Source organism: Pseudomonas brenneri (assembly GCF_007858285.1).
GTDB classification, from domain to species: domain Bacteria; phylum Pseudomonadota; class Gammaproteobacteria; order Pseudomonadales; family Pseudomonadaceae; genus Aquipseudomonas; species Aquipseudomonas brenneri.
Genome location: NZ_VFIL01000015.1, coordinates 77646 through 101479, shown reverse-complemented (window position 1 = coordinate 101479; position 23834 = coordinate 77646). Strand labels below are relative to the sequence as shown.

Below are 23834 nucleotides of genomic sequence, written 5' to 3'. Positions count from 1 at the left end.
AGATGATCCTGCAAGGGACCCAGCTGGAGATCGAATACGCACGCGACACCATGCCGCGCGGCGTGCTGGGCATGAACGCGGCGATGATGGAGGACTACCTCAAATTCATCGCCAACCGTCGCCTGTCACAGATTGGCTTGAAGGAAGAATACCCGGGCACGACCAACCCGTTTCCTTGGATGAGCGAGATCATGGACTTGAAGAAAGAGAAGAACTTCTTCGAGACCCGCGTGATCGAGTATCAGACTGGCGGGGCGTTGAGCTGGGATTGATTGACCCACACCTCCTGTAGGAGCGAGCTTGCTCGCGAAGATCGTCAACGATAACCCAGGCACCCCGGATAAACGCGGCGCCTAGGCGTTTTTCGCAAGCAAGCTCGCTCCTACAATCAGTTGCGGTGTACGGCCTCAGTTGGACACTTGCTCAAGAAAGATCAGTTTCAGTGGTTCGTTGAGCAAGTCATCCGCCGTGGCGGCAAAGCGCTGGAAGTACGGCATCGCAAAGTGCGCATCGAGGGCCGCCTGGTTCTTGAACGCTTCACGCATATAGAACGTGCCGGGATCATCACGCAGTTCGAACAACACGTAATCCAGGTTGCCTGGCTCGGTACGGGTCGGCTCGACCAGGGCCAGCAAACCGGCCTTGAGCGCTTGTTCCTGGCCTGGCTTGGCCTTGAGTACGGCGATGGATATCAAGGGTTTGGTCATGCTGGCGACTCCATTGGTAGATTGGCTGGCGCATCCGGCAAGCATTGCGCACAGCGATAAGCCCAAGGCTTTGATCAGGGTGTTCATTGAAAATTCTCCAGCACAATCTTGCCCCGCGCCTTGCCGCTTTCCACCAGGGCATGGGCGCTGCGCATGTTGGCCGCGTTGATCGACCCAAAATGCGCCCCCAGCGTGGTATGCAACACGCCTTGGTCGACCAGTTGCGCAACGCGGTTGAGCAGATGGTGTTGCTGGATCATGTCCGCTGTTTCAAACAGCGAGCGGGTGAACATCAGTTCCCAGTGCAAGGACAAGGACTTGAGCTTGAGCGGCATGACATCCAGGCTGGCCGGATCGTCGATCAAACCCAGTCGCCCTTGGGGGCGCAGCACTTCGACCAGTTGCGCAAGGTACTCCTGGGTATGGGTGAGGCTGGCAACATGACTGACCCCATCAACCCCCAGCGCTTGAAGCTGGGCCAGCATCGGCCGGTGATGGTCAATCACATGATGGGCGCCCATGCGCTGGACCCACTCGACAGTCTCCGGGCGCGAGGCGGTACCGATCACCGTCATTTTTGTCAGTTGACGGGCCAGTTGCACCAGGATCGAACCCACGCCGCCACCGGCACCGACCACCAACAACACATCACCCTCGCCGCCGCCTTCGCTCACGCCAAGGCGATCGAACAGCAACTCCCAGGCGGTGATCGAGGTCAGCGGCAAGGCGGCGGCGTGGGCGGCATCCAGGGTACGTGGCCGGTGGCCGACGATGCGCTCGTCGACGACCTGCAATTGGCTGTAGCTGCCAGCGCGGATCAAGGAACCGGCGTAGTACACCGCGTCGCCCGGTTTGAACAGGGTGACCTCGGCGCCCACCTCCTGCACGATGCCTGCCGCGTCCCAGCCGAGGATTTTCGGCTCCTTGGCAAAGGTGCCGGAACGCACTTTGGTATCGACCGGGTTGACCGCCACGGCCTGTACTTGCACCAGCAGGTCCCGAGGGCCCGGTTGGGGTGCTTCGATATTCACATCAATCAGCGAGCGCGGATCGTCGATGGGCAGGCCATGTTCGGTGAAGGTAATTGCTTTCATGGAATCTCACGGGTGAAGAAGGACGATGGCCCTCGATGGCTTGCATTTTCACTGTTCCCAGGACGAAGAAAAATCGACAAAATGCAGCAACACTTTCATTTTTGGAGTGAAAATGATCCGCATCGATGATCTCGGCCTGTTCCTGCGCAGTGCCGCTTTGGGCAGTTTCACTGCGGCTGCCGTGGAGGCGAATCTGTTGCCAGGCCAGGTGGCAGCGGCGATCAAGCGCCTGGAACGGGAGCTGGAGGTACGCCTGTTTACCCGCACCACCCGCAGCCTGCGCTTGAGTGCCGAGGGCGAACAGTACCTGCCCACCGCCCGTGGCGTGCTGGAACAACTGGAGCTGGGTCGCGAACGCTTGCGGGGCGATAACGCGCCGCTGCGGGGCACGTTGCAGATTGCTGCGCCTTCGGACCTGGGGCGCAATATCCTGCTGCCGATGCTCACCGAGTTCCGGCGCCTGCACCCTGAACTGGCCTTACGGTTCCTGGTGTCGGACCAGGTCACCAACCTGTTTCGCGACCCGGTGGACGTCGCCCTGCGTTACGGCTGGAACACAGACGCCAACTACATCGCCCTGCCCCTGGCCCCCTGGAACCGCCGGGTGCTGGTGGCGTCACCGGATTACGTGGCGCGCCACGGTGCGCCCACGTCGATCAACGAGCTAACCCGCCACCCGTGCCTGTTGTACCTGCAAAACGGTCGCCTTCACGACCGTTGGGAACTGGGCGAGCAGACCGTGCAGGTCGCCGGCCCCTTGTTCAGTGACGACGCCGATGTGGTGCGGCGCTGGGCGGTGGCAGGTGAAGGCATCGCCTACAAATGCTGGCTGGATGTATACGCCGATGTGCAGGCCCAGCGCCTGGTGGTGCTGTTGCCCGAGATTCCCGGTGATGTGTACCCCTTGAGTTTTGCCTGCCCCCATCGCGGGCAGATGTCACGGGCAGTCACCCAGTTGTATCAATGGTTGAACCAGCAGTTCAACGCCCTGGAGCGCCTGTGAACCCTTTTGTCGTGGATTAGGAAAGACGCGGTTTTTATGCCAAATCAAACCATCAAGACGCCGTGCGTCGGCCTGTGTTCCACCGTTTATGGCGACCTGGTCTGCCGTGGCTGCAAGCGTTATCACCATGAAGTCATTCAGTGGAACGGCTACAGCGCCGAGGAAAAACAAGCGGTCTGGCTGCGCCTTGAGCAGTTACTGGTGCAAGTCATGGCCAGCAAGCTGCAAGTGCTGGATGCCCCACGCCTGCGCCAGCAGTTGGAGGAGCGCAAGATCCGTTTTATGCCGCACCAGTCACCTTACTGCTGGGCTTATCAGTTGATTGCCCGCGGTGCGCGGGTGATTTCCAGGCTCGATGCCTATGGCCTGGCGCTGCTGCCGGAGTTTCGCGAGCGGCACCTGGCGGATTTGCGCGATGCGATTGACCGGGAGTTTTTCCTGTTGTCAGAGGCGCATTACCAGCGCTACATCGCGCCGCAGTTTTTGCGTGAGGCGTTTGGGCCGGCGTTGATTGCCACTCTCTAAAACACACCGAAAAACCCTGTAGGAGCGGGCTTGTGTGGGAGCGGGCTTGCTCGCGAAAGCGGTGGGTCAGTTGGTGCATAGGTGACTGACCCACCGCTTTCGCGAGCAAGCCCGCTCCCACATTTGTTCCTCATTTACCTTGAGGGTCAGTGGGTCCAGGACGCCGCGCGCTCGGTGTGCAGGCCATAGCGCTCAATCGCCTGCTGGCACACCTGCGCCTCCAGGCTGCCCTGTTCCACCAAGGCCGCCAGCGCAGCGAGGACGATGTGGTGACGGTCCACCTCAAAAAAGTCGCGTAACGCCGCACGGGTGTCGCTGCGCCCGAAGCCATCGGTCCCCAGCACGGTGTAGCTCGATCCCAGGTATGAACCGATCATCTGTGGCACTGCGCGCACATAGTCCGACACCGCCACCACTGGCGCGCCTAGCGGCAGGCAGGTTGCCAGGTGGCTGCGCTGTGGGGCTTGCAGCGGATGCAGGCGATTGTAGCGCTCCACCTCACGCGCCTCGCGGGCCAGTTCACTGAAGCTGGTCACGCTGAACACCTCGCTGTCGATCTGCCAATCGTCGGCCAGCAACTGCGCGGCAGCCTGGGCCTCGCGCACCAGCGTGCCGGAGCCAAGCAGGCGCACCTTGGCGCCGGCACTGCCGTCGAGGCGATACATGCCCTTGATAATCGCTGCTTCGACGCCCGCCGGCAGGCTCGGCTGCGGGTAGTTTTCATTCATCAGGGTCACGTAGTAGAACTCGTCCACATCGTGCTCAAGCATCTGGCGCATGCCGTGGTCGAGAATCACCGCAAATTCCCCGGCGAACGCCGGGTCGTAGGCGCGGCAGTTGGGCACGGTCGCGGCCATCAGGTGGCTGCTGCCGTCTTGATGCTGTAACCCCTCACCGCCCAGGGTGGTACGGCCCGCCGTGGCTCCGAGCAAGAAGCCCCGGGCGCGCTGGTCGGCGGCGGCCCAGATCAGGTCCCCCACGCGCTGGAAGCCGAACATCGAGTAGTAGATGTAGAACGGCAGCATGCGCAAACCATGTACAGAGTAACTGGTGGCCGCCGCGACCCAGGAGCTGATGGCGCTGGCCTCGCTGATACCTTCTTCAAGGATCTGCCCATCGGTAGCTTCGCGATAGCTGAGGATCGAGCCGATATCTTCCGGCTCGTAGCGCTGGCCGACGCTGGAGTAGATGCCGATCTGCTTGAACAGGTTGGCCATGCCAAAGGTGCGCGCTTCGTCGGCGACAATCGGCACGATCCGCGGGCCCAGGACCTTGTCCTTGAGCAGGTTGCTGAGCATGCGCACAAAGGCCATGGTGGTGGACATTTCCTTGCCTTCGGCCTGGGTGGCAAAACCGGCGTAGCCACTCACGGGCGGAACGGGCACCGGCTCGGCGCTCTGGCTGCGGCTGGGCACATAGCCGCCGAGGGCGGCGCGGCGCTGGTGCAGGTAGCGCATCTCCATGCTGTCGGCGGCGGGTTTATAGAAACTCAGGGACTCGGTCTGCTCGTCGGTCAAGGGCAACTGGAAGCGGTTACGAAAGCCGATCAACGCCTCGCGGTCGAGTTTTTTCTGCTGGTGGGTGGTCATCTTGCCCTGCCCGGCCTCGCCCATGCCGAAGCCTTTCTTGGTCTGGGCCAGGATCACCGTAGGGCGCCCCTTGACCCGGCGCGCGGCGTGGTAGGCGGCATGGATTTTCAGCATGTCGTGGCCGCCGCGCTTGAGGCGGTCGATCTGCTCATCGCTCAAGCCCGCCGCCAGCTTGGCCAGGGATTCACTCTGGCCGAAGAAGTGCTCACGGTTATAGGCACCATCCTTGGCAGCAAAGGTCTGGAACTGCCCGTCCACGGTCTGGGACAAGGTGCGCACCAACGCACCGTCTTCATCCTTGGCCAGCAAGGCGTCCCAGTCCGAACCCCAGACCAGCTTGATCACGTTCCAGCCGGCACCGGCAAACAGCGCCTCTAATTCATCGATAATCCGCCCGTTGCCACGCACCGGGCCATCGAGGCGTTGCAGGTTGCAGTTGACCACCCAGGTCAGGTTGTCCAGGCCTTCGCGGGCGGCCAGGGTCAGGGCCGACATGCTTTCCGGCTCGTCCATCTCGCCATCGCCGAACACGCCCCACACGTGGCGGTCGGTGGTGTCTTGCAAGCCACGATGGTGCAGGTAACGCATAAAGCGCGCCTGGAAAATCGAGCTGATCGGGCCGATGCCCATGGAGCCGGTGGGGAACTGCCAGAAGTCCGGCATCAACCACGGGTGCGGGTAGCTGGACAGGCCACGGGCACCCGCCTTGACGGCGCCCAGTTCCTGGCGGTAATGGGCCAGGTCCTGCTCGCTCAAGCGGCCTTCAAGAAACGCCCGCGCATAGATGCCGGGCGCGGAATGGGGCTGGTAGAACACCAGGTCGCCGCCCTCATTGTTGTGGCGCGCACGGAAGAAATGGTTGAAGCCCACTTCAAACAGGTCCGCCGCGCTGGCATAGCTGGCGATATGGCCACCCAGTTCGCCATAGGCCTGGTTGGCCCGCACCACCATGGCCAGGGCATTCCAGCGGACCAACGAGGCCAGACGCTCTTCAGTGGCCAGGTCGCCGGGGAAGTGTGGCTGCTGATCCACGTCGATACTGTTGATGTACGGCGTGCCATGGCGCGGCTTCCAGCCGATGGCCGGGGTGTTGCCGGCGTCGGCCAGCATATCGAGGATCTCCCGCGCACGTTCCGGGCCTGCGTGGCGCACCAAGGATTGCAGCGCGTCCCGCCACTCGGTGAGCTCCTGCTGGTCAATGGCTGAGTGATTGACTGTCTTTACGAAACCGTTCATGGGTACCTCCGAGCTGTTTTTTCCAGTTTATGTCTGCCCAAAAGGATTTTTTGACTGTTCTGAGTAGGTTGCGGGGCGATTTGCAGCACGAAATGCTCAAATGCAGCTGATTAAAAGCACGTTGTGCTTCAGGCACCTGAAACACCGCAATTGTGTTTAAAATGCCGCCCGCTCAACGATCGACACTGCCCGATGACCCCAGACGCCCTCGCCCTGCTCCACACTCATCTGCTCGCCGCCCTGCGCGACGTACCCGCAGAAACCCGTCGCCTGTTCCACGGCCGGGGCCGCTGCTGGCCGGGTCTGGAACAACTGACTGTGGATTGGCTGCAAGGCGTGGTGCTGGTCTCGTTGTTCAAGGAACCCGAGGCGGTGCAACTGGATGCCTTGCAGCACTTGCTGCGCGACCTCTGCACCAGCAACGAATGGCAGCAGGCCGGCGCCCACACCCTGGCGCTGCAACATCGCTACCTGCCGCAAAGCACCACCGAATGGTTGTGGGGGCAGATGGTCGAGGAGTTGACCATCACCGAAGGCGGCCTGCGTTATCGCATCGACCTGGGCAAAAAGCAGAACAGCGGGCTGTTCCTCGACATGCGCTACGGCCGCAACTGGGTGCGCGAACACGCACGCAACCTGCGGGTGCTGAACCTGTTTGCCTATACCTGCGGGTTTTCCGTGGCCGCCATCGAGGGCGGGGCCGAACATGTGGTCAACCTCGACATGGCCCGTGGCGCCCTGAGCCGGGGCCGCGACAATCATCGGCTCAATGGCCATGACCTGGGCAAGGTGAGCTTTTTGGGGCATGACTTGTTCAAGTCCTGGGCCAAGGTCACGGGCAGCGGGCCCTATGACCTGGCGATCATCGACCCGCCGTCGTTTCAAAAGGGCAGCTTTCTGCTGACCAAGGATTACCAGCGTGTGCTGCGGCGCCTGCCGGACCTGCTGACACCCCAGGGCACGGTATTGGCCTGCATGAACGACCCAGCGCTGGGCGAAGACTTCCTGATCGAGGGCGTCACCCGCGAAGCACCAGCGCTGCGCTTTGAGCAGCGCCTGGAAAACCCACCGGAGTTTCCCGATATCGACCCGCAAAGCGGCTTGAAGGCCCTGGTGTTCCGTCAGGGTTGATGCCGAATGTGTCAACGCTTGCTACGCTAAACCTAACGCCGTGGTGGTGAACCTTATCCCCACCTTTCCGGTCGATACCTGCATCCCTTGGCCAGATTCGACGCTCAATCGCCGTCGGCTGCCGTGTTTCACCTTTTGGAGAACGCCCCTGTGATATCGACCCTGCATGTAGCCAGACTCAAAGCCTGGGGCGCCCATGGTTTTACCGCCACCGGTGTGGTGCTGGCCTTCCTCGCGACGCTGGCGCTGCTGGAGAACCAACCCAAGGCCTGCCTGCTGTGGCTGGGCCTGGCGTTGATCGTGGACGGCGTGGATGGGTCGCTGGCGCGACGGGTCAATGTGCAGACCGTGCTGCCGAGCTTCGACGGCTCGGTGCTGGACCTGGTGATCGATTACCTGACGTATGTGTTTATCCCGGCGCTGTTTATCTACCGCTATATCGACCTGCCGGACTTCACCCACCTGTTCACCGTCTCGGTGATCCTGGTGTCATCGCTGTTCTGCTTCTGCAACGTCAACATGAAGAGCAAGGACAACTACTTCCAGGGCTTCCCCGCCGCCTGGAACGTGGTGGCGCTGTGTGTCTACATCATCGATCCACCCGCCTGGATCACCCTGGCCACGGTGATCGGCCTGGCGCTGCTGACGGTGACGCCGATGAAGTTCCTGCACCCATTCCGGGTCAAGCGCTTTATGCCGATCAACATTGCGGTGACCACGGTCTGGCTACTGTGCAGCCTGTTGCTGGTGATCGACCAGCCGTACACCAACACGTTGACCATGGGTTTGTGGTTGTTGATGTCGGCGTATTTCCTGGGGATTTGTATCTGGCGTACAGCGGTGGAGTGGCTGGATAAGTCGCACAAGGCATGATGTGCGGTGCCCTGGCGGGCGCCATCGCCGGCAAGCCGACTCCTACAAAAGTACACGCCCTTGTAGGAACTGGCTTGCCAGCGATAATCGTCAACGATAACGCTCGGTACCTGACACCCTGCGTGCGGCTTGGCTCAGAACGCCAGCTTGAAGCCAATCAACCCCAGCATCACCGCCAGGCACGGGCGCAGCAGTTCGTCCGGCACCCGGCCTGACATGTGGCTGCCGAAATAGATGCCCGGCAGCGAACCCATCAGCAAGAACCCCAACAAATGCCAGTCCATGTTACCCATGCTCGCATGCCCTAGGCCTGCGACCAGGGTCAGCGGTACGGCGTGGGCGATTTCGGTGCCCACCAGGCGCTTGGTGGCCAGGAACGGGTACAGGATAAACAGCGCCACGGTGCCCAGCGCGCCGGCCCCGATGGAGGTCAGGGCGACCATGGTGCCGAGGATCGCGCCGGTGAAGACTGTCAGCCCGTTGAGGTTGCGCGGGCTCATATGGTAGTTGTCGCCGGCATGGCGCTGGGCAAAGGCCATGAGCTTTTTCTTGAACAGGATCGCCAGGGCCGTCAGCAACAGCACCACGCCCAGGGCTTGTTTGATCACCTCGTTCATCGCGCTGGGATCGGTGTGCAGACTCTTGAGGAACCACAGCGTCAGCAACACCGCCGGGACGCTGCCCAGGGTCAGCCAGCCGGTGATGGTCCAGTCGATGTTCTTGTTCTTGCCATGCACCAGCACCCCGCCGGCCTTGGTGATAGCCGCATACAACAGGTCGGTGCCCACGGCCGTGGCCGGGTTGATGCCGAACCACAACAGGATCGGGGTCATGAGCGACCCGCCCCCCACACCGGTCATGCCGACGATAAAACCAACGATCAGGCCCGCCACTACAAAACCAAAATTACCCACATCCATTACAACTACCTGCGGCCTTATAAAATTCTGGCGGCAGCATAGCGATTTTTCTTATAACGACTTATACCAATACGATCTGACTTTATTCCTTTTTGTCTTGCAGATTTATTTGTCCTGGCGTGCATCCAATCCGCCACACCGCGAGTAGTACAGGGAGTAGCCACAGCGCTGCTCTGCTGTTCACCCTGACGGAGAGACACCGATGAACACTAAACCCCTGCTCTGCCTGACCTGCCTGCTGCTCGCCGCACCAGCGGCCTTTGCCCAGACCAGTCTGCCCGACAGCATCAAGGTGCCGGACGGACACAAGGTGACCATGGAAACCACCGGTGTCGGCGAAATCACCTACGAATGTCGTGACAAGGCCAACGCTGCCGGCCAGACCGAATGGGTCTTCGTCGGCCCCAAGGCCGTGCTCAATGACCGTAGCGGCAAACAGGTGGGTACTTACTTCGGCCCGCCCGCCACCTGGCAGGCCAAGGATGGTTCGAAAGTCACCGGCACGCAGTTGGCCGTAGCGCCGTCCAGCGCGGGCAACCTGCCTTATCAACTGGTCAAGGCCAATCCGGCTGAGGGCCAGGGTGCAATGACCGGTGTCAGCTTTATCCAGCGCGTGGCGCTCAAGGGCGGCGTAGCACCGAGTGCCGAATGCAGCACCGCCAACAAAGGCAAGCAGGCAGTGGTGAAGTACCAGGCGGACTACATCTTCTGGGCGGCCAAATGATCCGCCCGCAAAGCAAAGTCGTCTAAGCTGCTGCGATAGCCCCCGGCCACTCACGGCCGGGGTTTGACCCTGAAATGGCGGCCCCTGCCTTGCCCGAACCTCTCTTTGACTATGAAGCCTGCCTGTTGGCCTGCGCCCGCGGCGAACAGCAAGCCTTGCGTCAGTTGTATGAACACGATTGCGCCCGTCTGCTCGGCGTGGCCAAGCGTATCGCACGGGACACAGCCCTGGCGGAGGACATCGTGCATGACGCCTTTATCAATATCTGGAACGGCGCCGGCGGTTTCGACCCGAGCCGGGGTTCGGCCCGTGGCTGGGTCTACAGCGTGACCCGGCATAGGGCGCTCAACTTTATGCGCAAGACCGGTCGCGAAGTTGCGCTCAGTGACGAGCACGAACACACACTGGTAGCAGAGCCCAGTGTCGAGCATTTCGAGTACCGCGCCCGTAGCGGCAAGGTTTACCAGTGCCTGGAACACCTGGAACCGTCGCGTCGCAGTTGCCTATTGCATGCGTATGTCGACGGCCTGTCCCACAGTGAAATCGCACAGAAACTGGGCACCCCATTGGGGACTGTCAAAGCCTGGATCAAACGCAGCCTTGCGGCATTGCGTGAGTGCATGGCATGACACCTGACGAATTGGACGAACTGGCCAGCGAATACGTGCTGGGCACCCTGGCGCCCGAGCAACGCCTGCACGCGCAGCAACGCCTGGAACACGATGCGCCGTTGCGCGCGGCGGTGGATGCCTGGGAACAGCGCCTGCTGCCCCTGACCGAACTGGCCGAGCCAGTGGCGCCGTCGCCCAATCTATGGCGGCGCATCGAACGCAGCCTGGGCCATCACACTGTGGACGCTGCACCGTCGGTGCCGTGGTGGAACCTGCTCGCCCTGTGGCGTGGCCTGGCCGGTGCAGGCCTGTTGGCCAGCCTGGTCCTGGCTGCGCTGCTGCTGAGCCGCCCCGGCGCAGTCAATCCCACCGCCTATGTCGTGGTGCTGATGGCGCCACAGAGCCAGGCGCCGGGCTGGGTGATCCAGGCCAGCAACGATCAGCATATCCAACTGATTCCACTGGGCGTGATGCAGATACCGGCCGACAAGGCATTGGAGTTCTGGACCAAGGGTGATGACTGGCAAGGCCCGGTTTCCCTCGGGCTCGTCAAGCCGGGGCAGAGCCTGTCGATCCCCCTGGATAAACTGCCGCCGCTGGCGCCCAACCAACTGTTCGAGATGACCCTGGAAGGCCCCAACGGCTCGCCGACTGGCAAGCCCACCGGGCCGATCCAGGCGATTGGTCGTGCGGTGAAGGTGATCTAGCACTGGATTTAAACGCCGACTCGCGCCATCCTCCGCGCTTTACGCCGCCTTATCTGCGGCGCTTGACGCTCAAAGGATATGTTCATGCACGACCAAGCCCTCGCCCCTGCCGATTTCGAGTTCATCGAAGACATTCTGCTCAAGTATGGCGACGACAACTCGGTGTTGAACCTGGCCGAACTCGATGGCTACTTCACCGCCCTGGTGTCCGGCCCGGCTGCGATGGACGTCGCCATCTGGTTCCCGGCCATCTGGGGTGACCAGATCCCCGCCTGGGAAAGCAAGGCAGAACTGGAGAAGTTCATCGACCTGTGCACACGCCATATGAATAACATTGCCCAGCAGTTGGCCAGCGATGCCCAGGGTTTCCAGGCACGCTTTGAACACACCGAACATCAGGACCTGCCGCTGACCCTCGCCGAGGAATGGTGCTTTGGCTATATCCGTGGCGCGGCGATCAGCCAATGGCCAGCCCTGCCGGCCGAGCACGCCGCCCAGTTGGAAGCCATTTCCTGGTGTGCCGAGCAGGACAATTTCGAATTGCCGGCGGACCTGGATGTCGCAGCCCATCAACAACAGGTGGCCCGCATCGAACCGGCGGCCAGGGCCCTGCATGCCTATTGGTTGACCCAACGCGGTTAAACCCACGGCATGATTTGACCCTGCCCCGCCAGATGGTCGATTATTCGTCTCCGCCAGCCGGCCACTCCCAGCCACCGCGCCTTGAATCAGGAGCCTTGTACCTTGAGTTCGCAGAAAACCGTGACCGTGACACCGCCCAACTTTCCATTGCACGGCAAGGTAGCGCCTCCCGGCTCCAAATCCATTACCAACCGCGCCCTGCTGCTGGCAGCCCTGGCCAAGGGCACCAGCCGCCTGAGCGGAGCGCTGAAAAGCGATGACACCCGGCATATGTCCGTGGCCTTGCGCCAGATGGGCGTGACCATTGATGAGCCGGATGATGTGACCTTCGTCGTTACCGGCCATGGCCAACTGCAGTTGCCGGCACAACCACTGTTCCTCGGCAACGCCGGCACCGCGATGCGTTTTCTCACGGCCGCCGTGGCGACCGTGGAAGGCACCGTGGTACTGGACGGTGACGAGTACATGCGCAAGCGCCCGATCGGCCCGCTGCTGGCGACCCTGAACCAGAACGGCATCCAGGTTGAAAGCCCCACCGGCTGCCCACCCGTGACCGTGCATGGCACTGGCCGCGTCCAGGCCAAGCGCTTCGAAATCGATGGCGGCCTGTCCAGCCAATACGTCTCGGCGCTGTTGATGCTTGCCGCCTGTGGCGAAGCACCGATCGAAGTGGCGTTGACCGGCAAAGACATCGGCGCCCGTGGTTACGTCGACCTGACCCTGGACTGCATGCGCGCGTTTGGCGCCCAGGTGGAAGTGGTCAACGAAAGCACCTGGCGCGTGGCCCCTACCGGCTACATCGCCAATGATTACCTGATCGAACCCGACGCCTCCGCGGCCACCTACTTGTGGGCGGCCGAAGTGCTCACTGGCGGCAGCATTGACCTCGGTGTTGCGGCACAGGACTTCACCCAGCCCGATGCCAAGGCCCAGGCGGTGATCGCCCAATTCCCGCAGATGCCAGCCACGGTCGTCGGCTCGCAGATGCAAGACGCCATCCCGACGCTGGCGGTGCTGGCAGCGTTCAACAACACCCCGGTGCGCTTCACCGAACTGGCCAACCTGCGGGTCAAGGAATGCGACCGCGTCCAGGCCTTGCATGACGGCCTCAACGAAATCCGCCCGGGGCTGGCGACCATTATCGGTGATGACTTGCTGGTGGCCAGCGACCCCGCGTTGGCGGGCACGGCCTGCACCGCGCTGATCGACACCCATGCCGACCACCGCATCGCCATGTGCTTTGCGCTGGCAGGCCTGAAAGTCTCGGGCATCCGGATTCAGGACCCCGACTGCGTGGGCAAGACCTATCCTGAGTACTGGAACGCCCTGGGCAGCCTGGGCGTGCAATTGACCTACTAAGCCGTCAGCACCCGCGTGGGGAGGGAGTGATCATGACAATTCGCCAACCCTGCCCACCTACCGTGTGTGACTGCGCGCGCGAACAACTGCTGGATGTGCCTGGCACCGACCAGCGCATCCTGCAACTGACCCGCCAGGAAGAAAAGAAACTGCTCGACCGCCTGGAGAACCTGCAAAGCCTGGCGGACCTGGAGCGCATGCAACACCTGATGCACCAGCAATTGGGCATCGGCGTACACATCGCCCCAGGGCATACCGAAGTCAAAAGCATGCGCGGGATCCAGATCGTGATCGATGAACTGCCGGGGCTGTGTCGCAAGACCCGGCAGTCGATTCCGGCGGCGATTCGCAAAGGGCTGGAGAAACGGCCGGAAATTGCGTATCGATTGCTGGATGCCCATGACTTGTTTCGAGAAAACTAGGCCTGTCACCGGGCAAACCGGTGACAGGCGTCACATACATGGCTTACCAAGTATAAGTGCCGCCACCCGGCGTTTTAAATGTGAACTTTTGTTCTTTGTCAGAGCCTTGACTCTCGTTATTGTTCGCCGATTGCTCGTTTTCTAATTTGTGTTTTTCAACATTATCCAACGTCTCCAGCCGTGCATCGAACGCAGTGGGTTTGTTCTGTGAGGTATCGATGGTAGGAGCAAGTATTCCTGGGGTATTGGCGGAAATCGAAGACATGTTTTTCTCCATTGGCAATAGTTTTACCAGCCTCGGCTGCATCTCTGTTGCAGCGTGTACGGGCTAGTAATCACTAGTGGCCGAGAAACAAAAACAGTTCCTATGGATCCGGATGCACTCTGTTTGTTGCCATCGAAACCAGCGCCTGACGCAACTGCGTCCGCCTAGTACTCAAAGAACAGGCAGCTACGCCTGCCGGGACTGCACAAACAGTTGGGCCTTGCGGCTCATCTGGTCGAAATGCCGGTCACGCTGTTTCTCGGCGTCAATCATCGCGCGCTTGCCGTGCTTCTGTAGCAGGTAAGTGTGGATCTGCCGCACTTCCAGCGAGCTATAGATCGACGCCACATCCAATACGCCCATCAGGCCATCGGTGCTGTAGTCACGTGTATTCATCAACACCTGGGTGCCACGCACACCACGCACCTGAAAGCCCATGGCCTCGAACGCCGGGACTTTTTCCACGGCGCAGGTCAATTCGCCATGGGGGTAACGGCTGAGCATCTCATCCATCATTGCCCGTGCCACGCCCTGCCGGCGGTGGCTGGCATGCACGGCCATGTAGGCCACGCCGCAGGCCTCGGGATCGTCCTTGACCGGCAGGTACAGCAAGAAGCCGATGACCTTGGCCGGGTCCTGCTCATCCGTCGCCACAATCAGCTCGACCGCAATGCCCTTGGACCCACCCAGCGCCTCCAGGTACAGGTGCACTTCGTAGCCGATTGCATACTGGTAGACGTTGTACAGCAGGTTGCTCGGCGGGATGGCGACCATGCTGATATCGGTCAGGTAGTCGACCACCATCTGCAGGATCTGGCTATTGACCGGCTCGGGGCATGGGGCGGCGTAATGGGTAAGGGTGAACATCGAATTCCTGTTTCCTGGTATTTCGTATCAAGGCGGTGGGGATTGTACCTGTTCTGCGCCACAGACCTGGCGCAAACAACCGCGCAACCAACGATGCGCGAGGTCGGCATCCAGGCGTGGATGCCAGAGCATTGCCACGCTGAACGGTGGCACCTCGACCGGCAGGGCAAAACTGCACAGGCCATCGCGCAGGCCGCTGGTATAGCGCTCGGGAACGCTGGCGATCAGGTCGCTCCTTTGTGCCAGGGCCACGGCCGTAGAGAAGCCGGTGACGATGGTCGCCACGTCTCGCGTCAGGTGCAAGGCCTCAAGCGCATCGTCAATCTGCCCGCGCTCGCGCCCGCGCCGGGACACGTAGACATGCCGGCCGGCGGCGTAGCGCGCGGTGGTGATGGGGCCTTGGCTCAGTGGGTGGCCGGCGCGGACCACACCGATAAAACGGTCGCGAAACAGCAATTGGGTCAGCACTTCTGGGTTGGCCGTGCTATCGACCACACCGGTTTCCAGATCCACACCGCTGTCGCGCAGCGGCGTGCCATCGTGGCCGGATTTATGGACGAAATGCAGGCGCACGCCGGGTGCTTCTTCGGCGACACGGGCGATCAGCGCAGGGCCGAAACTTTCGACAAAACCTTCGCTGGTGCGCAGCACGAAGGTGCGCACCAGGCCCTTGAGGTCCAGTGCCTGATGTGGACGCAGCAGCACTTGGGCATCCTGCACCAGTTGGCTGACCTGCTCGCGCAACTCCAGGGCGCGTGGGGTCGGTACCAGTCCCCGGCCTGCACGCACCAGTAAGGGGTCGCCGGTGGTTTCCCGCAAGCGGGCCAGCGCGCGGCTCATGGCCGACGGGCTCAGGCCCAGGCGTTGAGCGGCACGGGCGACACTGCCTTCGGCCAGCAGCACGTCCAGGGTGACCAACAGGTTGAAGTCAGGCAGCGACACAGGATGATCCTCATCAGGCGTTTGACGCACATATAGAGTGCAACTACTGCGTCTACCGCCATGTTAGGCGAGGCCGTAGAGTGCGGGCAACAACCACGGAGCAGAACGAGGAATGCCCATGACGTCCCCTACCCCACGCGGCGCGCTCGCCGGCTTGTCGTTGTGCATGTTGCTGGCTTCACTGGGCACCAGTATTGCCAATGTCGGCCTGCCCCAGATGGCCGAGACCTTTGCTGCACCTTTTGCAGCGGTGCAGTGGGTGGTGCTGAGTTATTTGCTGGCGATTACTGCGGTACTGGTGAGCGTCGGGCGCCTGGGGGATCGGCTCGGACACCGCCGCCTGTTGCTGACGGGGGTGATGCTCTTCGCCGTGGCTTGCGTCCTGTGCAGTGCCGCGCCCTCCCTCGGTATGCTGGTCGCGGCGCGGGCGCTGCAAGGGTTTGGCGCGGCGATCATGCTGGCAATGACCATGGCGCTGGTCGCGGCCACCGTGCCCAAGGCGCAGACAGGCCGCGTCATGGGTTTGCTGGGGACGCTGTCGGCGGTGGGCACCGGCCTGGGGCCGGCCATCGGTGGCGCGCTGATCGCGGCATCTGGCTGGCGCGCGCTGTTTCTGATCATGTTGCCGTTGGCCGCCCTGGCGTGGGTGCTGGTACACCGCACACTGGCCGACAGCAATCCACTGACATCAGCCGCGGGGCGTTCCAGTGTTTTCGCGGCACTCCATGACCGGGCCCTGGGCGCCGGGCTGGGCATGAGTACGCTGGTGGCGGCCGTGATGATGACCACCCTGGTCGCCGGGCCGTTCTACCTGAGCCATGGCCTGGGACTCGATCCCGCGCAAATGGGCCTGACGATGGCCGTCGGCCCGTGTATCGCGGCGCTGGCGGGCATGCCGGCCGGGCGCCTGACTGACCGCTGCGGCAGCTATGCCACGACGCTTGGTGGCCTGTTGTGCATGCTGGCAGGCTGCCTGGTGCTGGCGTTGATGCCCCTGGGCATCACAGGTTATATCGGCGCATTGGTCATCCTCACCCTGGGCTACGCGCAATTCCAGGCGGCCAACAACACCGCGGTGATGAGTCATGTATCGGCGGATCGACGCGGGGTGATTGCCGGCTGGCTGAACCTGTCGCGCAATCTGGGCTTGATCATCGGCGCGTGGGCGTTGGGCGCGGTGTTTGCCTGGAGCACAGGCGATATCCACTCCGCCCTCCCCATCGCCGTGGGCCACGGGTTGCGCATGACCTTTTGGGTGGCCTCGGGGCTGGTTGCGCTGGCACTGCTGCTGGCCTTCGCGCGCCGGGTAAAAACGCTGCAGGCCAGCACGGCGCCTTGACAAGGGAAAATCGTAACGGCTATTGTCTGACAACCTGATCACCTAGGTTTCGTCATGCTTGAGCTCCAGCGTCCAGATTCCCTCGTCGTGCGTGTTGTCAGCGCCATACGGGCCGAGATTGACTCCGGACAACTGGCGCCCGAGTCGCGCCTGCCTACCGAACAGCAACTGGCTGAACAGTTGAATGTCAGCCGCTCGGTGGTGCGCGAGGCGATTGCCCAGCTCAAGGCCGATGGCGTACTCACCGCCCGGCGTGGCCTGGGCTCGTTCATTTCGCAGACCCCGGCCGGCACGGTGTTCCGCTTTCCGGAAAAGAACGGCCGACGTCCTGACCTCGCGCAAATGTTTGAAGTGCGCCTATGGATCGAAACCCAGGCAGCCTCCATTGCCGCCCAACGCCGCGACGCGGGCGACCTGCAGCGCATGAAACGCGCCCTGCAGGAAATGCACGACAAGCGCGCAGACTTTGCAGCCGCCGCCCTCGCCGACGTGGAGTTTCACCGAGCCATCGCCGACGCCAGCAAAAACGAATACTTCGTGGCCTTCCACGACTTTTTGCGCAACCAGTTGGCCAGCGCGCGCAAGACCGCCTGGGAGAACTCAGCCTCGCGCTTTGCCAGCGGCTCGGCGGATGCCACCCAGGAACACCAGGCGCTGTACCAGGCAATCCTCGACGCAGATCCCCAAGGCGCCGCCGCTGCCGCCGAAGCGCATTTGCGCGCTGCCGCCAAACGCCTGCAACTGGAACTGCCCGCGACCCACTGATCGACCCGATACCGATGAAGCGTGCCTGCGGGCGCGTCGTTTTTTTAACAAAAACATTAGTCTGACAACCTGATAAGCAGACTGAAATGTATTGATTTAGGTAGCCCCACACATGATTTATGACTTTTGCATCATCGGCGGCGGCATTGTCGGCCTGGCCACCGCGATGGAGCTGCTCAAGCGCCAGCCCAACGCGTCACTGGTGATCCTGGAAAAGGAACCGGTGCTGGCCAAGCACCAGACCGGCCATAACAGCGGCGTGATCCATGCCGGCATCTACTACGCACCCGGCAGCCTCAAGGCCGACTTGTGCAAGCGCGGCGCCGAGGCCACCAAACAATTCTGCCGCGAACACGGGATCAAGTTCGAGGTGTGCGGCAAATTGCTGGTGGCCTCCACGGCCCTGGAAGTGCAGCGCATGGAAGCGCTCTATGCACGCTCGCAACTCAACGGGATGAACGTCGAGCGCCTGGACGCGGATCAACTGCGCGCCCGCGAGCCGAATATCGTCGGCCTGGGCGGGCTGTTCCTCGACGCCACCGGGATCGTCGACTACCGCCAGGTCTGCGAAACCATGGCCGCGGTGATTCGCCGCAATGGTGGCGAGATCTGCCTGGAAAAAACCGTGACCGCGATTAGCGAAGACACCGACAAAGTCACCGTCAGCACCCACGACGGCGCCTGGCAGGCGCGGCACCTGGTGGTGTGTGCCGGCCTGCAGTCGGATCGCCTGGCGACCCTGGCCGGAATCGATATCGATCACCAGATCATCCCGTTCCGTGGCGAGTACTTCCGCTTGCCGGCGTCGAAAAACAACATCGTCAACCATTTGATCTACCCGATCCCTGACCCTGAACTGCCGTTTCTGGGGGTACACCTCACCCGCATGATCGATGGTAGCGTCACCGTTGGCCCCAATGCCGTACTGGGCCTGGGCCGGGAGAACTACAAGAAGTTTTCCGTCAACTGGAAGGATGTGGCCGAGTACGCGCGTTTCCCCGGGTTCTGGAAAACCATCTGGCAGAACCTCGGCTCCGGCAGCGTGGAAATGAAGAATTCGTTGTTCAAATCCGGCTACCTGGAGCAATGCCGCAAGTATTGCCCATCCCTGGAGATCGACGACCTGCTGCCCTACGAGGCCGGGATCCGCGCCCAGGCGGTGATGCGCGACGGCACCTTGGTACATGACTTCCTGTTCGCCCAGACGCCACGCATGTTGCATGTGTGTAACGCGCCGTCACCGGCGGCCACCTCTGCCATTCCGATTGGCGAAATGATCGCCGACCGCATGTTCACCCCCAACTAAATACCCCCTGTAGGAGCTGTCTCGCCCCGCGAGGCTGCGATGACGGCGGCACAGGCAAGAAAAATATCGCCTGACCCACCGCTATCGCAGCCTCGCCAAGGCTCGACAGCTCCTACAGTTGACCGCGTTTGCAACACCCTAATAAATATAATGACTGAGAAGGAAGTACAGCATGACGGCAAAAGCCCACAACCCCGCCACGGTGGAAACCCCGGCACAAACCAAGAAACGCCTGCGCAAGGTCGCTGCCGCCACCATCTTCGGTTCGATGCTGGAGTGGTATGACTTCTACCTCTACGCGACCATGGCGGCGATTGTGTTTTCGAAGATCTTCTTTGATAACAGTGACCCGAAGACCGCGACCCTGATGGCCTTCTCCACCTTCGCCATCGGCTTTATCGCCCGCCCCTTCGGCGGCATTCTATTCGGCTACCTGGGCGACAAGTTCGGCCGTAAACATGTGCTGGTGTTGACCTTCTGCATGATGGGCGTGTGCACCACGCTGATCGGCCTGATCCCCAGCTATGCCTCGATTGGCATCTGGGCGCCGATCATTCTGGTATTTATCCGCATCATCCAGGGCCTGGGCGCCGGCGCCGAGTTGTCCGGCGCGGCGGTTACGTCCTACGAGCATGCGTCAGAAGGCAAGCGTGGCAGCCAGGGTGCCTGGCCGGCACTGGGGTTGAACCTGGGCCTGTTGTTGTCGTCGCTGACCGTGTACCTGCTGACCATCAATGGCAATGAGTTCCTCCTGGCAGGCGGCTGGCGCATCCCGTTTATCTGCAGCATCGCCCTGGTGGGTGTGGGCCTGTGGGTGCGTAACAGCATCCCGGAAACCCCGGAGTTCAAGGAGTTGAGCAAAGAGCCTGCCAAAGCCAAGGTTTCTCCGCTCAAGGCCCTGTTCAAGAATGACCTCAAGGGCCTGGCGGTGGTGTTCTTCGTGGCAATTGGCTACAACGCCCTGAGCTACATCTTCAAGACCTTCTCCCTGGCCTACCTGACGCAGTTCAAGGGTGTCGACGTGCATGTCACTTCGTTGTCGGTAACCATCGCAAGCCTGGTGGCCATTGTCGCTGTGCCGTGCTTCGGCTGGCTGTGTGACAAGTGGAGCAGCAAGTCGGTGCTGGTACTCGGCGGTGTGTTGTCGCTGCTGTTCGCCTACCCGTTCCTGGCGCTGTTGAACACCGGTGAAAGCCTGATGATCTACCTGGCCATTGGTATCGGCACCGGGATCCTCGCGCCGATGATGTTCGCCCCACAGGGCTCGTTCCTCAGCCGCCAGTTCCCGACCCAGACCCGCTCTTCGGGCTTCGGCACCGGGCGTGAGATCGGTACGGCCATCGCCGGGGGCCTGGCGCCGCTGGGGGCCCTGTCGATGGTGGCCGCCTCGACCACCCACTCGACGGACGGCGTAGTGATCATCCTCGCCATCGCCTCGGTGTTGGTGGTGGTGTTTGCCCTGTGTGACCAGGGCCGCAAGCACTCGGCATTCAAGAACTGAGGGCAAAATGTTGCCCAAGGGGTGCATCTGCGCCCCTTCATCGCGCATCATGGGCACTTTCATGCTCAAGGGAAACGTCCATGCGCGTTCTGTCATTGATGATAGGTGTTACGACGCTGGCCGCCAGTCTGGTGTTTTGCGCCACGGCGTCGGCGAGCGAAGAGAGTCAATTGATCGACTCGATCAACCAATACCGCAGCCAGGTGCAGCGCTGCGGCGACCAGGGTTCCCAGGAATTGCCGCCGCTGGCGGTCGACCCGCGCCTGGTGTTGCCGGTCAACAATGTTGGCGACTTGCAGCAAGCCCTGGCCCAAGTGGCCTACCCCATGGTCAATGTGCAGGCGATCAGCCTGACCGGTCCTCGCGACTCGCAATCGGCAATGAAAGCGGTGCGTGAGAGTTTCTGCCGGGTGGTGCTGGACCCGCAATTCGTCGATATTGGCGTCAGCAACAGTGGCCAGGACTGGCGCATTGTCCTCGCCCGTCCGCTGTTGAGTCGCGGCCTGGCCAGCTCCGAGACTGCCGGCCAGCAGTTGCTGGAGATGGTCAATGCCGCCCGCAACCAACCTCGCCAATGTGGCACGCAGACCTTCGCCGCGACTACACCGCTGGCCTGGAACGCTCAGTTGGCAGGCGCCGCCGACAGCCATGCGCGCAACATGGCCAACAACAACTTCTTCGACCATCTGGACCGCGACGGCCGCACACCCGGGGACCGTGCGGAACTGGCGGGCTATGTGGCCCAACAGATCGGTGAAAACATTGCAGCCGGCCTGGATACGCCGCGCAAAGTGGTCGATGGCTGGCTCGCCAGCCCCGGTCACTGTGCCAACCTGATGAACCCACAGTTTCGCGAATTGGGCGCCGCCTATGGGCTGGATCCCAAGAGCGATGCAGGCATCTACTGGACGGCGCTATTAGGCACGCAATAGTGCTGAACTGGCCCGCGCTGTCCGGGTCTGTTGCTTGGCATTGCGATGAAATACAGCAAAGTGCGACAAACAGGGTAATCAGCAAATGACAGACTGGCTGCAAGATTGCGGTGAAATGGCCGAACGGGTTCGCCGCCATGACTGGGCCAACACCCCTCTGGGGCCAATCGATCAATGGCCGGATGTACTCAAGACCACCGTTTCGTTGAGTCTTGCTTCGCATTTCCCCCAGGCGGTGGTCTGGGGGCCTGAGCTGATCACCTTATATAACGATGCGTTCCTGCCGATCCTCGGCAACAAGTCCGAAACCCTGGGCCAGCCCTTCAGTGCTATCTGGCAGGAAGCCTGGAGCCAGATCAGCCCCATCGCCGACGCTGCATTCGAAGGCCGGGCCACGTTTATCGAAGACTTTGCGCTGATCATCGAGCGTGGTGATGCGCCGGAACAGGCCTATTTCACCTTTTGCTACAGCCCGATCCGCGATCCTCATGGCAAGGTCGTGGGCATGCTCGATACCGTCACCGAGACCACCAACGCCGTGTTCATGGCCCGCCGCCTCGCCGTGCTGGATGCGATCGGCAACGGTGTGGCCAATGCCACCGATCCGGCAGCGATCATGGCGGCCACCACACGGGTGCTGGCGACCCACCTGAACCTGTCCAACTGTGCCTATGCCGACATGGAAGCCGATGAAGACGGCTTTACCATTCGCGGCAACTGGGCCGCAGAAGGTTCGCCCAGCATCGTCGGGCACTATCGCCTGGCCGACTTCGGCCAATTGGCGGTCAAGCGCCTGCAGGCCGGCGAGCCGCTGATCATCAATGACAACCTGACGGAACTGACGCCCGAGGACGCCGCGACCTTCCAGGCCATTGGCGTGACGGCGACGATTTGCATGCCGCTGATCAAGTCCGGGCGCTTGACCGCGCTCATGGCCATTCACGACCGCGTCCCGCGCCGCTGGTCGTCCTACGACCTGGCGCTGCTGGGTGAAGTCACAGAACGCTCCTGGGCCCATATCGAACGAGTACGCGCCGATGCCATCGTGCGCGAAGGCCTGTCGGCGCTGGCCGATTTGAATGCGACCCTGGAGCAACGGGTCATGGAACGCACCACCTTGCTCAACCAGACGGAAGCGGCGTTGCGCCAGTCCCAGAAGCTCGAAGCCATTGGCCAGTTGACCGGTGGCGTGGCCCACGACTTCAATAACCTGCTGACCATCATCCGCTCGTCGGTCGATTTCCTGCGCATGCCCAACCTGCCCGAAGAACGCCGCCAGCGCTACATGAGTGCCGTGTCCGATACCGTAGAACGCGCCAGCAAACTGACCAGCCAATTGCTCGCCTTCGCCCGGCGCCAACCGCTGAACCCGCAAGTGTTCAACGTGGGCCAGCGCGTGCAGAACATCGGCGACATGTTGGAGACAGTTACTGGCGCGCGGATTCATGTCAGCGTCGAATTGCCTGAACGGGCCTGTCACGTCTGCGCGGATTCCAGCCAGTTTGAAACCGCCTTGATCAACATTGCCCTCAACGCCCGGGATGCGATGGACGGCCAGGGCACGCTGGTGTTGCGCCTTGAAAGAGACCAGCCGCTGCCGTGCATACGCGGGCACGGTGGTTCAGGCAAACCCTTCGTGGCGATCTCCCTGACGGACACGGGCAGCGGGATTGCCAAGGCGACCTTTGAACGTATCTTCGAGCCGTTCTTCACCACCAAGGAGGTCGGCAAAGGCACTGGGCTTGGCCTGTCGCAGGTGTTCGGGTTCGCCAAGCAATCGGGGGGCAACGTCGATGTCGCCAGCGTGCTCGGCCAGGGCACGGTGTTTACCTTGTACCTGCCACAGGTGGAGCCCGAGGCGCTCCTGGACTGCACCGTCCAGGCCCCGCTCGAACTGGACCCGGACGCCGTGCGGCGGCGCATCCTGATCGTGGAGGACAACCTGGAAGTGGGCCGCTTCGCCAACCAGATCCTGCAAGACCTGGGTTACCAGACGGTCTGGGCCACCCATGCCGAAGAAGCGCTGGAGATGATCGGCCCGGATGCACGGGCGTTCGACGGGGTGTTTTCCGACGTGGTAATGCCGGGCATGGGCGGCGTGGCGCTGGCCAGGGAGTTGCGTCGGCGACGACCCGAGCTGCCCGTGATCCTGACCTCGGGCTACAGCGAGGAGTTGGCCAAGTGCGGCTATGACGGCTTCGAGTTCCTCGCCAAGCCCTACTCCGCCGACCAGGTCTCACGGGTGCTGGCCAAGGCCATGGGCAAAGACTGACTTGCAGGAGCGATCGGGCTCGCGAAAAACGCAAGAGCACCGCGCCTATCCCGTCAGCACGCGTTATCGTTAACGCTCTTCGCGAGCAAGCTCGCTCCTACA

At 61.9% G+C, this 23834-nt stretch carries 24 protein-coding genes; 17 read left to right on the top strand and 7 right to left on the bottom strand.

Going from position 1 to position 23834, the window contains the following annotated elements:
• Window positions 1–272, top strand: a 272-nt coding sequence (locus tag FJD34_RS25650; RefSeq protein ID WP_188310392.1) for a ribonucleotide-diphosphate reductase subunit beta, incomplete at its 5' end; no start/stop codon positions are given.
• Window positions 273–407: 135 nt separating this feature from the next.
• On the opposite strand, the gene FJD34_RS25645 is transcribed toward FJD34_RS25650, so the two are convergent.
• Together FJD34_RS25645 and FJD34_RS25640 are read right to left on the bottom strand one after the other, a co-directional pair.
• Window positions 408–707: a putative quinol monooxygenase gene (locus FJD34_RS25645; protein WP_032861097.1), complete on the bottom strand. Its 300-nt coding sequence runs from the start codon at window positions 705–707 to the stop codon at window positions 408–410.
• Between the two features lie 83 nt (window positions 708–790).
• Window positions 791–1801 (bottom strand): zinc-binding alcohol dehydrogenase family protein, encoded by a 1011-nt coding sequence (locus FJD34_RS25640; RefSeq protein WP_090290992.1) that lies wholly within the window; start codon window positions 1799–1801, stop codon window positions 791–793.
• Window positions 1802–1913: 112 nt separating this feature from the next.
• On the opposite strand from FJD34_RS25640, the gene FJD34_RS25635 reads away from it, so the two are divergent.
• Both FJD34_RS25635 and FJD34_RS25630 read left to right on the top strand, forming a co-directional pair.
• Complete coding sequence (locus tag FJD34_RS25635; RefSeq protein WP_090293126.1) at window positions 1914–2804, top strand: LysR family transcriptional regulator; 891 nt, start codon at window positions 1914–1916, stop codon at window positions 2802–2804.
• A 36-nt stretch (window positions 2805–2840) separates the two neighbouring features.
• Complete coding sequence (locus tag FJD34_RS25630) at window positions 2841–3329, top strand: DUF1289 domain-containing protein (protein ID WP_032860742.1); 489 nt, start codon at window positions 2841–2843, stop codon at window positions 3327–3329.
• A gap of 146 nt (window positions 3330–3475) precedes the next feature.
• Here FJD34_RS25630 and mdeB read toward each other — a convergent pair whose 3' ends face one another.
• Window positions 3476–6154: an alpha-ketoglutarate dehydrogenase gene (gene mdeB, locus FJD34_RS25625; protein WP_090290991.1), complete on the bottom strand. Its 2679-nt coding sequence runs from the start codon at window positions 6152–6154 to the stop codon at window positions 3476–3478.
• 192 nt (window positions 6155–6346) lie between these two features.
• Between mdeB and FJD34_RS25620 the strand changes: the two genes are divergently transcribed.
• Window positions 6347–7285, top strand: a complete 939-nt coding sequence (locus FJD34_RS25620; protein WP_090290990.1) for a class I SAM-dependent methyltransferase — start codon at window positions 6347–6349, stop codon at window positions 7283–7285.
• A 150-nt stretch (window positions 7286–7435) separates the two neighbouring features.
• On the top strand, window positions 7436–8158 hold the full coding sequence (gene pcsA / locus FJD34_RS25615) for a phosphatidylcholine synthase (RefSeq protein WP_032860748.1): 723 nt from the start codon (window positions 7436–7438) through the stop codon (window positions 8156–8158).
• Window positions 8159–8292: 134 nt separating this feature from the next.
• Here the strand turns inward: pcsA and FJD34_RS25610 are convergent, their stop codons facing one another.
• A complete protein-coding gene (locus FJD34_RS25610) occupies window positions 8293–9078 on the bottom strand; it encodes a sulfite exporter TauE/SafE family protein (protein ID WP_090290989.1) in 786 nt (261 codons plus the stop codon).
• Window positions 9079–9280: 202 nt separating this feature from the next.
• Between FJD34_RS25610 and FJD34_RS25605 the strand changes: the two genes are divergently transcribed.
• The 6 genes from FJD34_RS25605 (at window position 9281) to FJD34_RS25580 (ending at window position 13543) form a co-directional block, all read left to right on the top strand.
• Window positions 9281–9802 (top strand): DUF3455 domain-containing protein, encoded by a 522-nt coding sequence (locus FJD34_RS25605; protein WP_090290988.1) that lies wholly within the window; start codon window positions 9281–9283, stop codon window positions 9800–9802.
• Between the two features lie 89 nt (window positions 9803–9891).
• Window positions 9892–10431: a sigma-70 family RNA polymerase sigma factor gene (locus FJD34_RS25600; protein ID WP_065942290.1), complete on the top strand. Its 540-nt coding sequence runs from the start codon at window positions 9892–9894 to the stop codon at window positions 10429–10431.
• Window positions 10428–11120 carry an anti-sigma factor gene (locus FJD34_RS25595; protein WP_090290987.1) on the top strand — a complete coding sequence of 231 codons (693 nt, stop codon included), beginning with the start codon at window positions 10428–10430 and terminating at the stop codon, window positions 11118–11120. The genes FJD34_RS25600 and FJD34_RS25595 overlap by 4 nt, the downstream gene beginning before the upstream one ends.
• A gap of 84 nt (window positions 11121–11204) precedes the next feature.
• Window positions 11205–11762, top strand: coding sequence for a UPF0149 family protein (locus FJD34_RS25590; RefSeq protein WP_032860752.1), 558 nt, complete (start codon window positions 11205–11207; stop codon window positions 11760–11762).
• 102 nt (window positions 11763–11864) lie between these two features.
• The gene (gene aroA, locus FJD34_RS25585) at window positions 11865–13121 is read left to right on the top strand and encodes a 3-phosphoshikimate 1-carboxyvinyltransferase (protein WP_032860753.1); all 1257 of its coding nucleotides are present in this window, start codon (window positions 11865–11867) and stop codon (window positions 13119–13121) included.
• A gap of 32 nt (window positions 13122–13153) precedes the next feature.
• Window positions 13154–13543: a hypothetical protein gene (locus FJD34_RS25580; protein WP_090290986.1), complete on the top strand. Its 390-nt coding sequence runs from the start codon at window positions 13154–13156 to the stop codon at window positions 13541–13543.
• Between the two features lie 43 nt (window positions 13544–13586).
• Here the strand turns inward: FJD34_RS25580 and FJD34_RS25575 are convergent, their stop codons facing one another.
• The 3 genes from FJD34_RS25575 to FJD34_RS25565 all read right to left on the bottom strand — a co-directional run bounded on the left by FJD34_RS25575 (window position 13587) and on the right by FJD34_RS25565 (window position 15611).
• Window positions 13587–13808, bottom strand: coding sequence for a hypothetical protein (locus tag FJD34_RS25575; protein ID WP_032860755.1), 222 nt, complete (start codon window positions 13806–13808; stop codon window positions 13587–13589).
• A 186-nt stretch (window positions 13809–13994) separates the two neighbouring features.
• On the bottom strand, window positions 13995–14675 hold the full coding sequence (locus FJD34_RS25570) for a GNAT family N-acetyltransferase (protein ID WP_032860756.1): 681 nt from the start codon (window positions 14673–14675) through the stop codon (window positions 13995–13997).
• A 27-nt stretch (window positions 14676–14702) separates the two neighbouring features.
• The gene (locus FJD34_RS25565) at window positions 14703–15611 is read right to left on the bottom strand and encodes a LysR family transcriptional regulator (protein WP_082445615.1); all 909 of its coding nucleotides are present in this window, start codon (window positions 15609–15611) and stop codon (window positions 14703–14705) included.
• A 124-nt stretch (window positions 15612–15735) separates the two neighbouring features.
• On the opposite strand from FJD34_RS25565, the gene FJD34_RS25560 reads away from it, so the two are divergent.
• From FJD34_RS25560 to FJD34_RS25535, 6 genes are all read left to right on the top strand, one after another.
• Complete coding sequence (locus FJD34_RS25560) at window positions 15736–16956, top strand: MFS transporter (protein WP_090290985.1); 1221 nt, start codon at window positions 15736–15738, stop codon at window positions 16954–16956.
• Between the two features lie 54 nt (window positions 16957–17010).
• Window positions 17011–17721 carry a FadR/GntR family transcriptional regulator gene (locus FJD34_RS25555; protein ID WP_090290984.1) on the top strand — a complete coding sequence of 237 codons (711 nt, stop codon included), beginning with the start codon at window positions 17011–17013 and terminating at the stop codon, window positions 17719–17721.
• A 112-nt stretch (window positions 17722–17833) separates the two neighbouring features.
• Window positions 17834–19027, top strand: coding sequence for an L-2-hydroxyglutarate oxidase (gene lhgO / locus FJD34_RS25550; protein ID WP_090290983.1), 1194 nt, complete (start codon window positions 17834–17836; stop codon window positions 19025–19027).
• Between the two features lie 172 nt (window positions 19028–19199).
• Complete coding sequence (locus FJD34_RS25545) at window positions 19200–20528, top strand: MFS transporter (RefSeq protein WP_090290982.1); 1329 nt, start codon at window positions 19200–19202, stop codon at window positions 20526–20528.
• Between the two features lie 80 nt (window positions 20529–20608).
• Window positions 20609–21460 carry a CAP domain-containing protein gene (locus FJD34_RS25540; protein WP_032860764.1) on the top strand — a complete coding sequence of 284 codons (852 nt, stop codon included), beginning with the start codon at window positions 20609–20611 and terminating at the stop codon, window positions 21458–21460.
• Between the two features lie 85 nt (window positions 21461–21545).
• Window positions 21546–23732 (top strand): response regulator, encoded by a 2187-nt coding sequence (locus tag FJD34_RS25535; protein WP_090290981.1) that lies wholly within the window; start codon window positions 21546–21548, stop codon window positions 23730–23732.
• Window positions 23733–23834: the final 102 nt, after the last annotated feature.

Bases quoted from the DNA above. Each gene is read 5' to 3' on its own strand.
- FJD34_RS25645 (WP_032861097.1), bottom strand. From the start codon at position 707: ATGACCAAACCCTTGATATCCATCGCCGTACTCAAGGCCAAGCCAGGC.
- FJD34_RS25640 (WP_090290992.1), bottom strand. From the start codon at position 1,801: ATGAAAGCAATTACCTTCACCGAACATGGCCTGCCCATCGACGATCCG.
- FJD34_RS25635 (WP_090293126.1), top strand. From the start codon at position 1,914: ATGATCCGCATCGATGATCTCGGCCTGTTCCTGCGCAGTGCCGCTTTG.
- FJD34_RS25630 (WP_032860742.1), top strand. From the start codon at position 2,841: ATGCCAAATCAAACCATCAAGACGCCGTGCGTCGGCCTGTGTTCCACC.
- mdeB (WP_090290991.1), bottom strand. From the start codon at position 6,154: ATGAACGGTTTCGTAAAGACAGTCAATCACTCAGCCATTGACCAGCAG.
- FJD34_RS25620 (WP_090290990.1), top strand. From the start codon at position 6,347: ATGACCCCAGACGCCCTCGCCCTGCTCCACACTCATCTGCTCGCCGCC.
- FJD34_RS25610 (WP_090290989.1), bottom strand. From the start codon at position 9,078: ATGGATGTGGGTAATTTTGGTTTTGTAGTGGCGGGCCTGATCGTTGGT.
- FJD34_RS25605 (WP_090290988.1), top strand. From the start codon at position 9,281: ATGAACACTAAACCCCTGCTCTGCCTGACCTGCCTGCTGCTCGCCGCA.
- FJD34_RS25595 (WP_090290987.1), top strand. From the start codon at position 10,428: ATGACACCTGACGAATTGGACGAACTGGCCAGCGAATACGTGCTGGGC.
- FJD34_RS25590 (WP_032860752.1), top strand. From the start codon at position 11,205: ATGCACGACCAAGCCCTCGCCCCTGCCGATTTCGAGTTCATCGAAGAC.
- FJD34_RS25580 (WP_090290986.1), top strand. From the start codon at position 13,154: ATGACAATTCGCCAACCCTGCCCACCTACCGTGTGTGACTGCGCGCGC.
- FJD34_RS25575 (WP_032860755.1), bottom strand. From the start codon at position 13,808: ATGTCTTCGATTTCCGCCAATACCCCAGGAATACTTGCTCCTACCATC.
- FJD34_RS25570 (WP_032860756.1), bottom strand. From the start codon at position 14,675: ATGTTCACCCTTACCCATTACGCCGCCCCATGCCCCGAGCCGGTCAAT.
- FJD34_RS25560 (WP_090290985.1), top strand. From the start codon at position 15,736: ATGACGTCCCCTACCCCACGCGGCGCGCTCGCCGGCTTGTCGTTGTGC.
- FJD34_RS25555 (WP_090290984.1), top strand. From the start codon at position 17,011: ATGCTTGAGCTCCAGCGTCCAGATTCCCTCGTCGTGCGTGTTGTCAGC.
- lhgO (WP_090290983.1), top strand. From the start codon at position 17,834: ATGATTTATGACTTTTGCATCATCGGCGGCGGCATTGTCGGCCTGGCC.
- FJD34_RS25545 (WP_090290982.1), top strand. From the start codon at position 19,200: ATGACGGCAAAAGCCCACAACCCCGCCACGGTGGAAACCCCGGCACAA.
- FJD34_RS25540 (WP_032860764.1), top strand. From the start codon at position 20,609: ATGCGCGTTCTGTCATTGATGATAGGTGTTACGACGCTGGCCGCCAGT.
- FJD34_RS25535 (WP_090290981.1), top strand. From the start codon at position 21,546: ATGACAGACTGGCTGCAAGATTGCGGTGAAATGGCCGAACGGGTTCGC.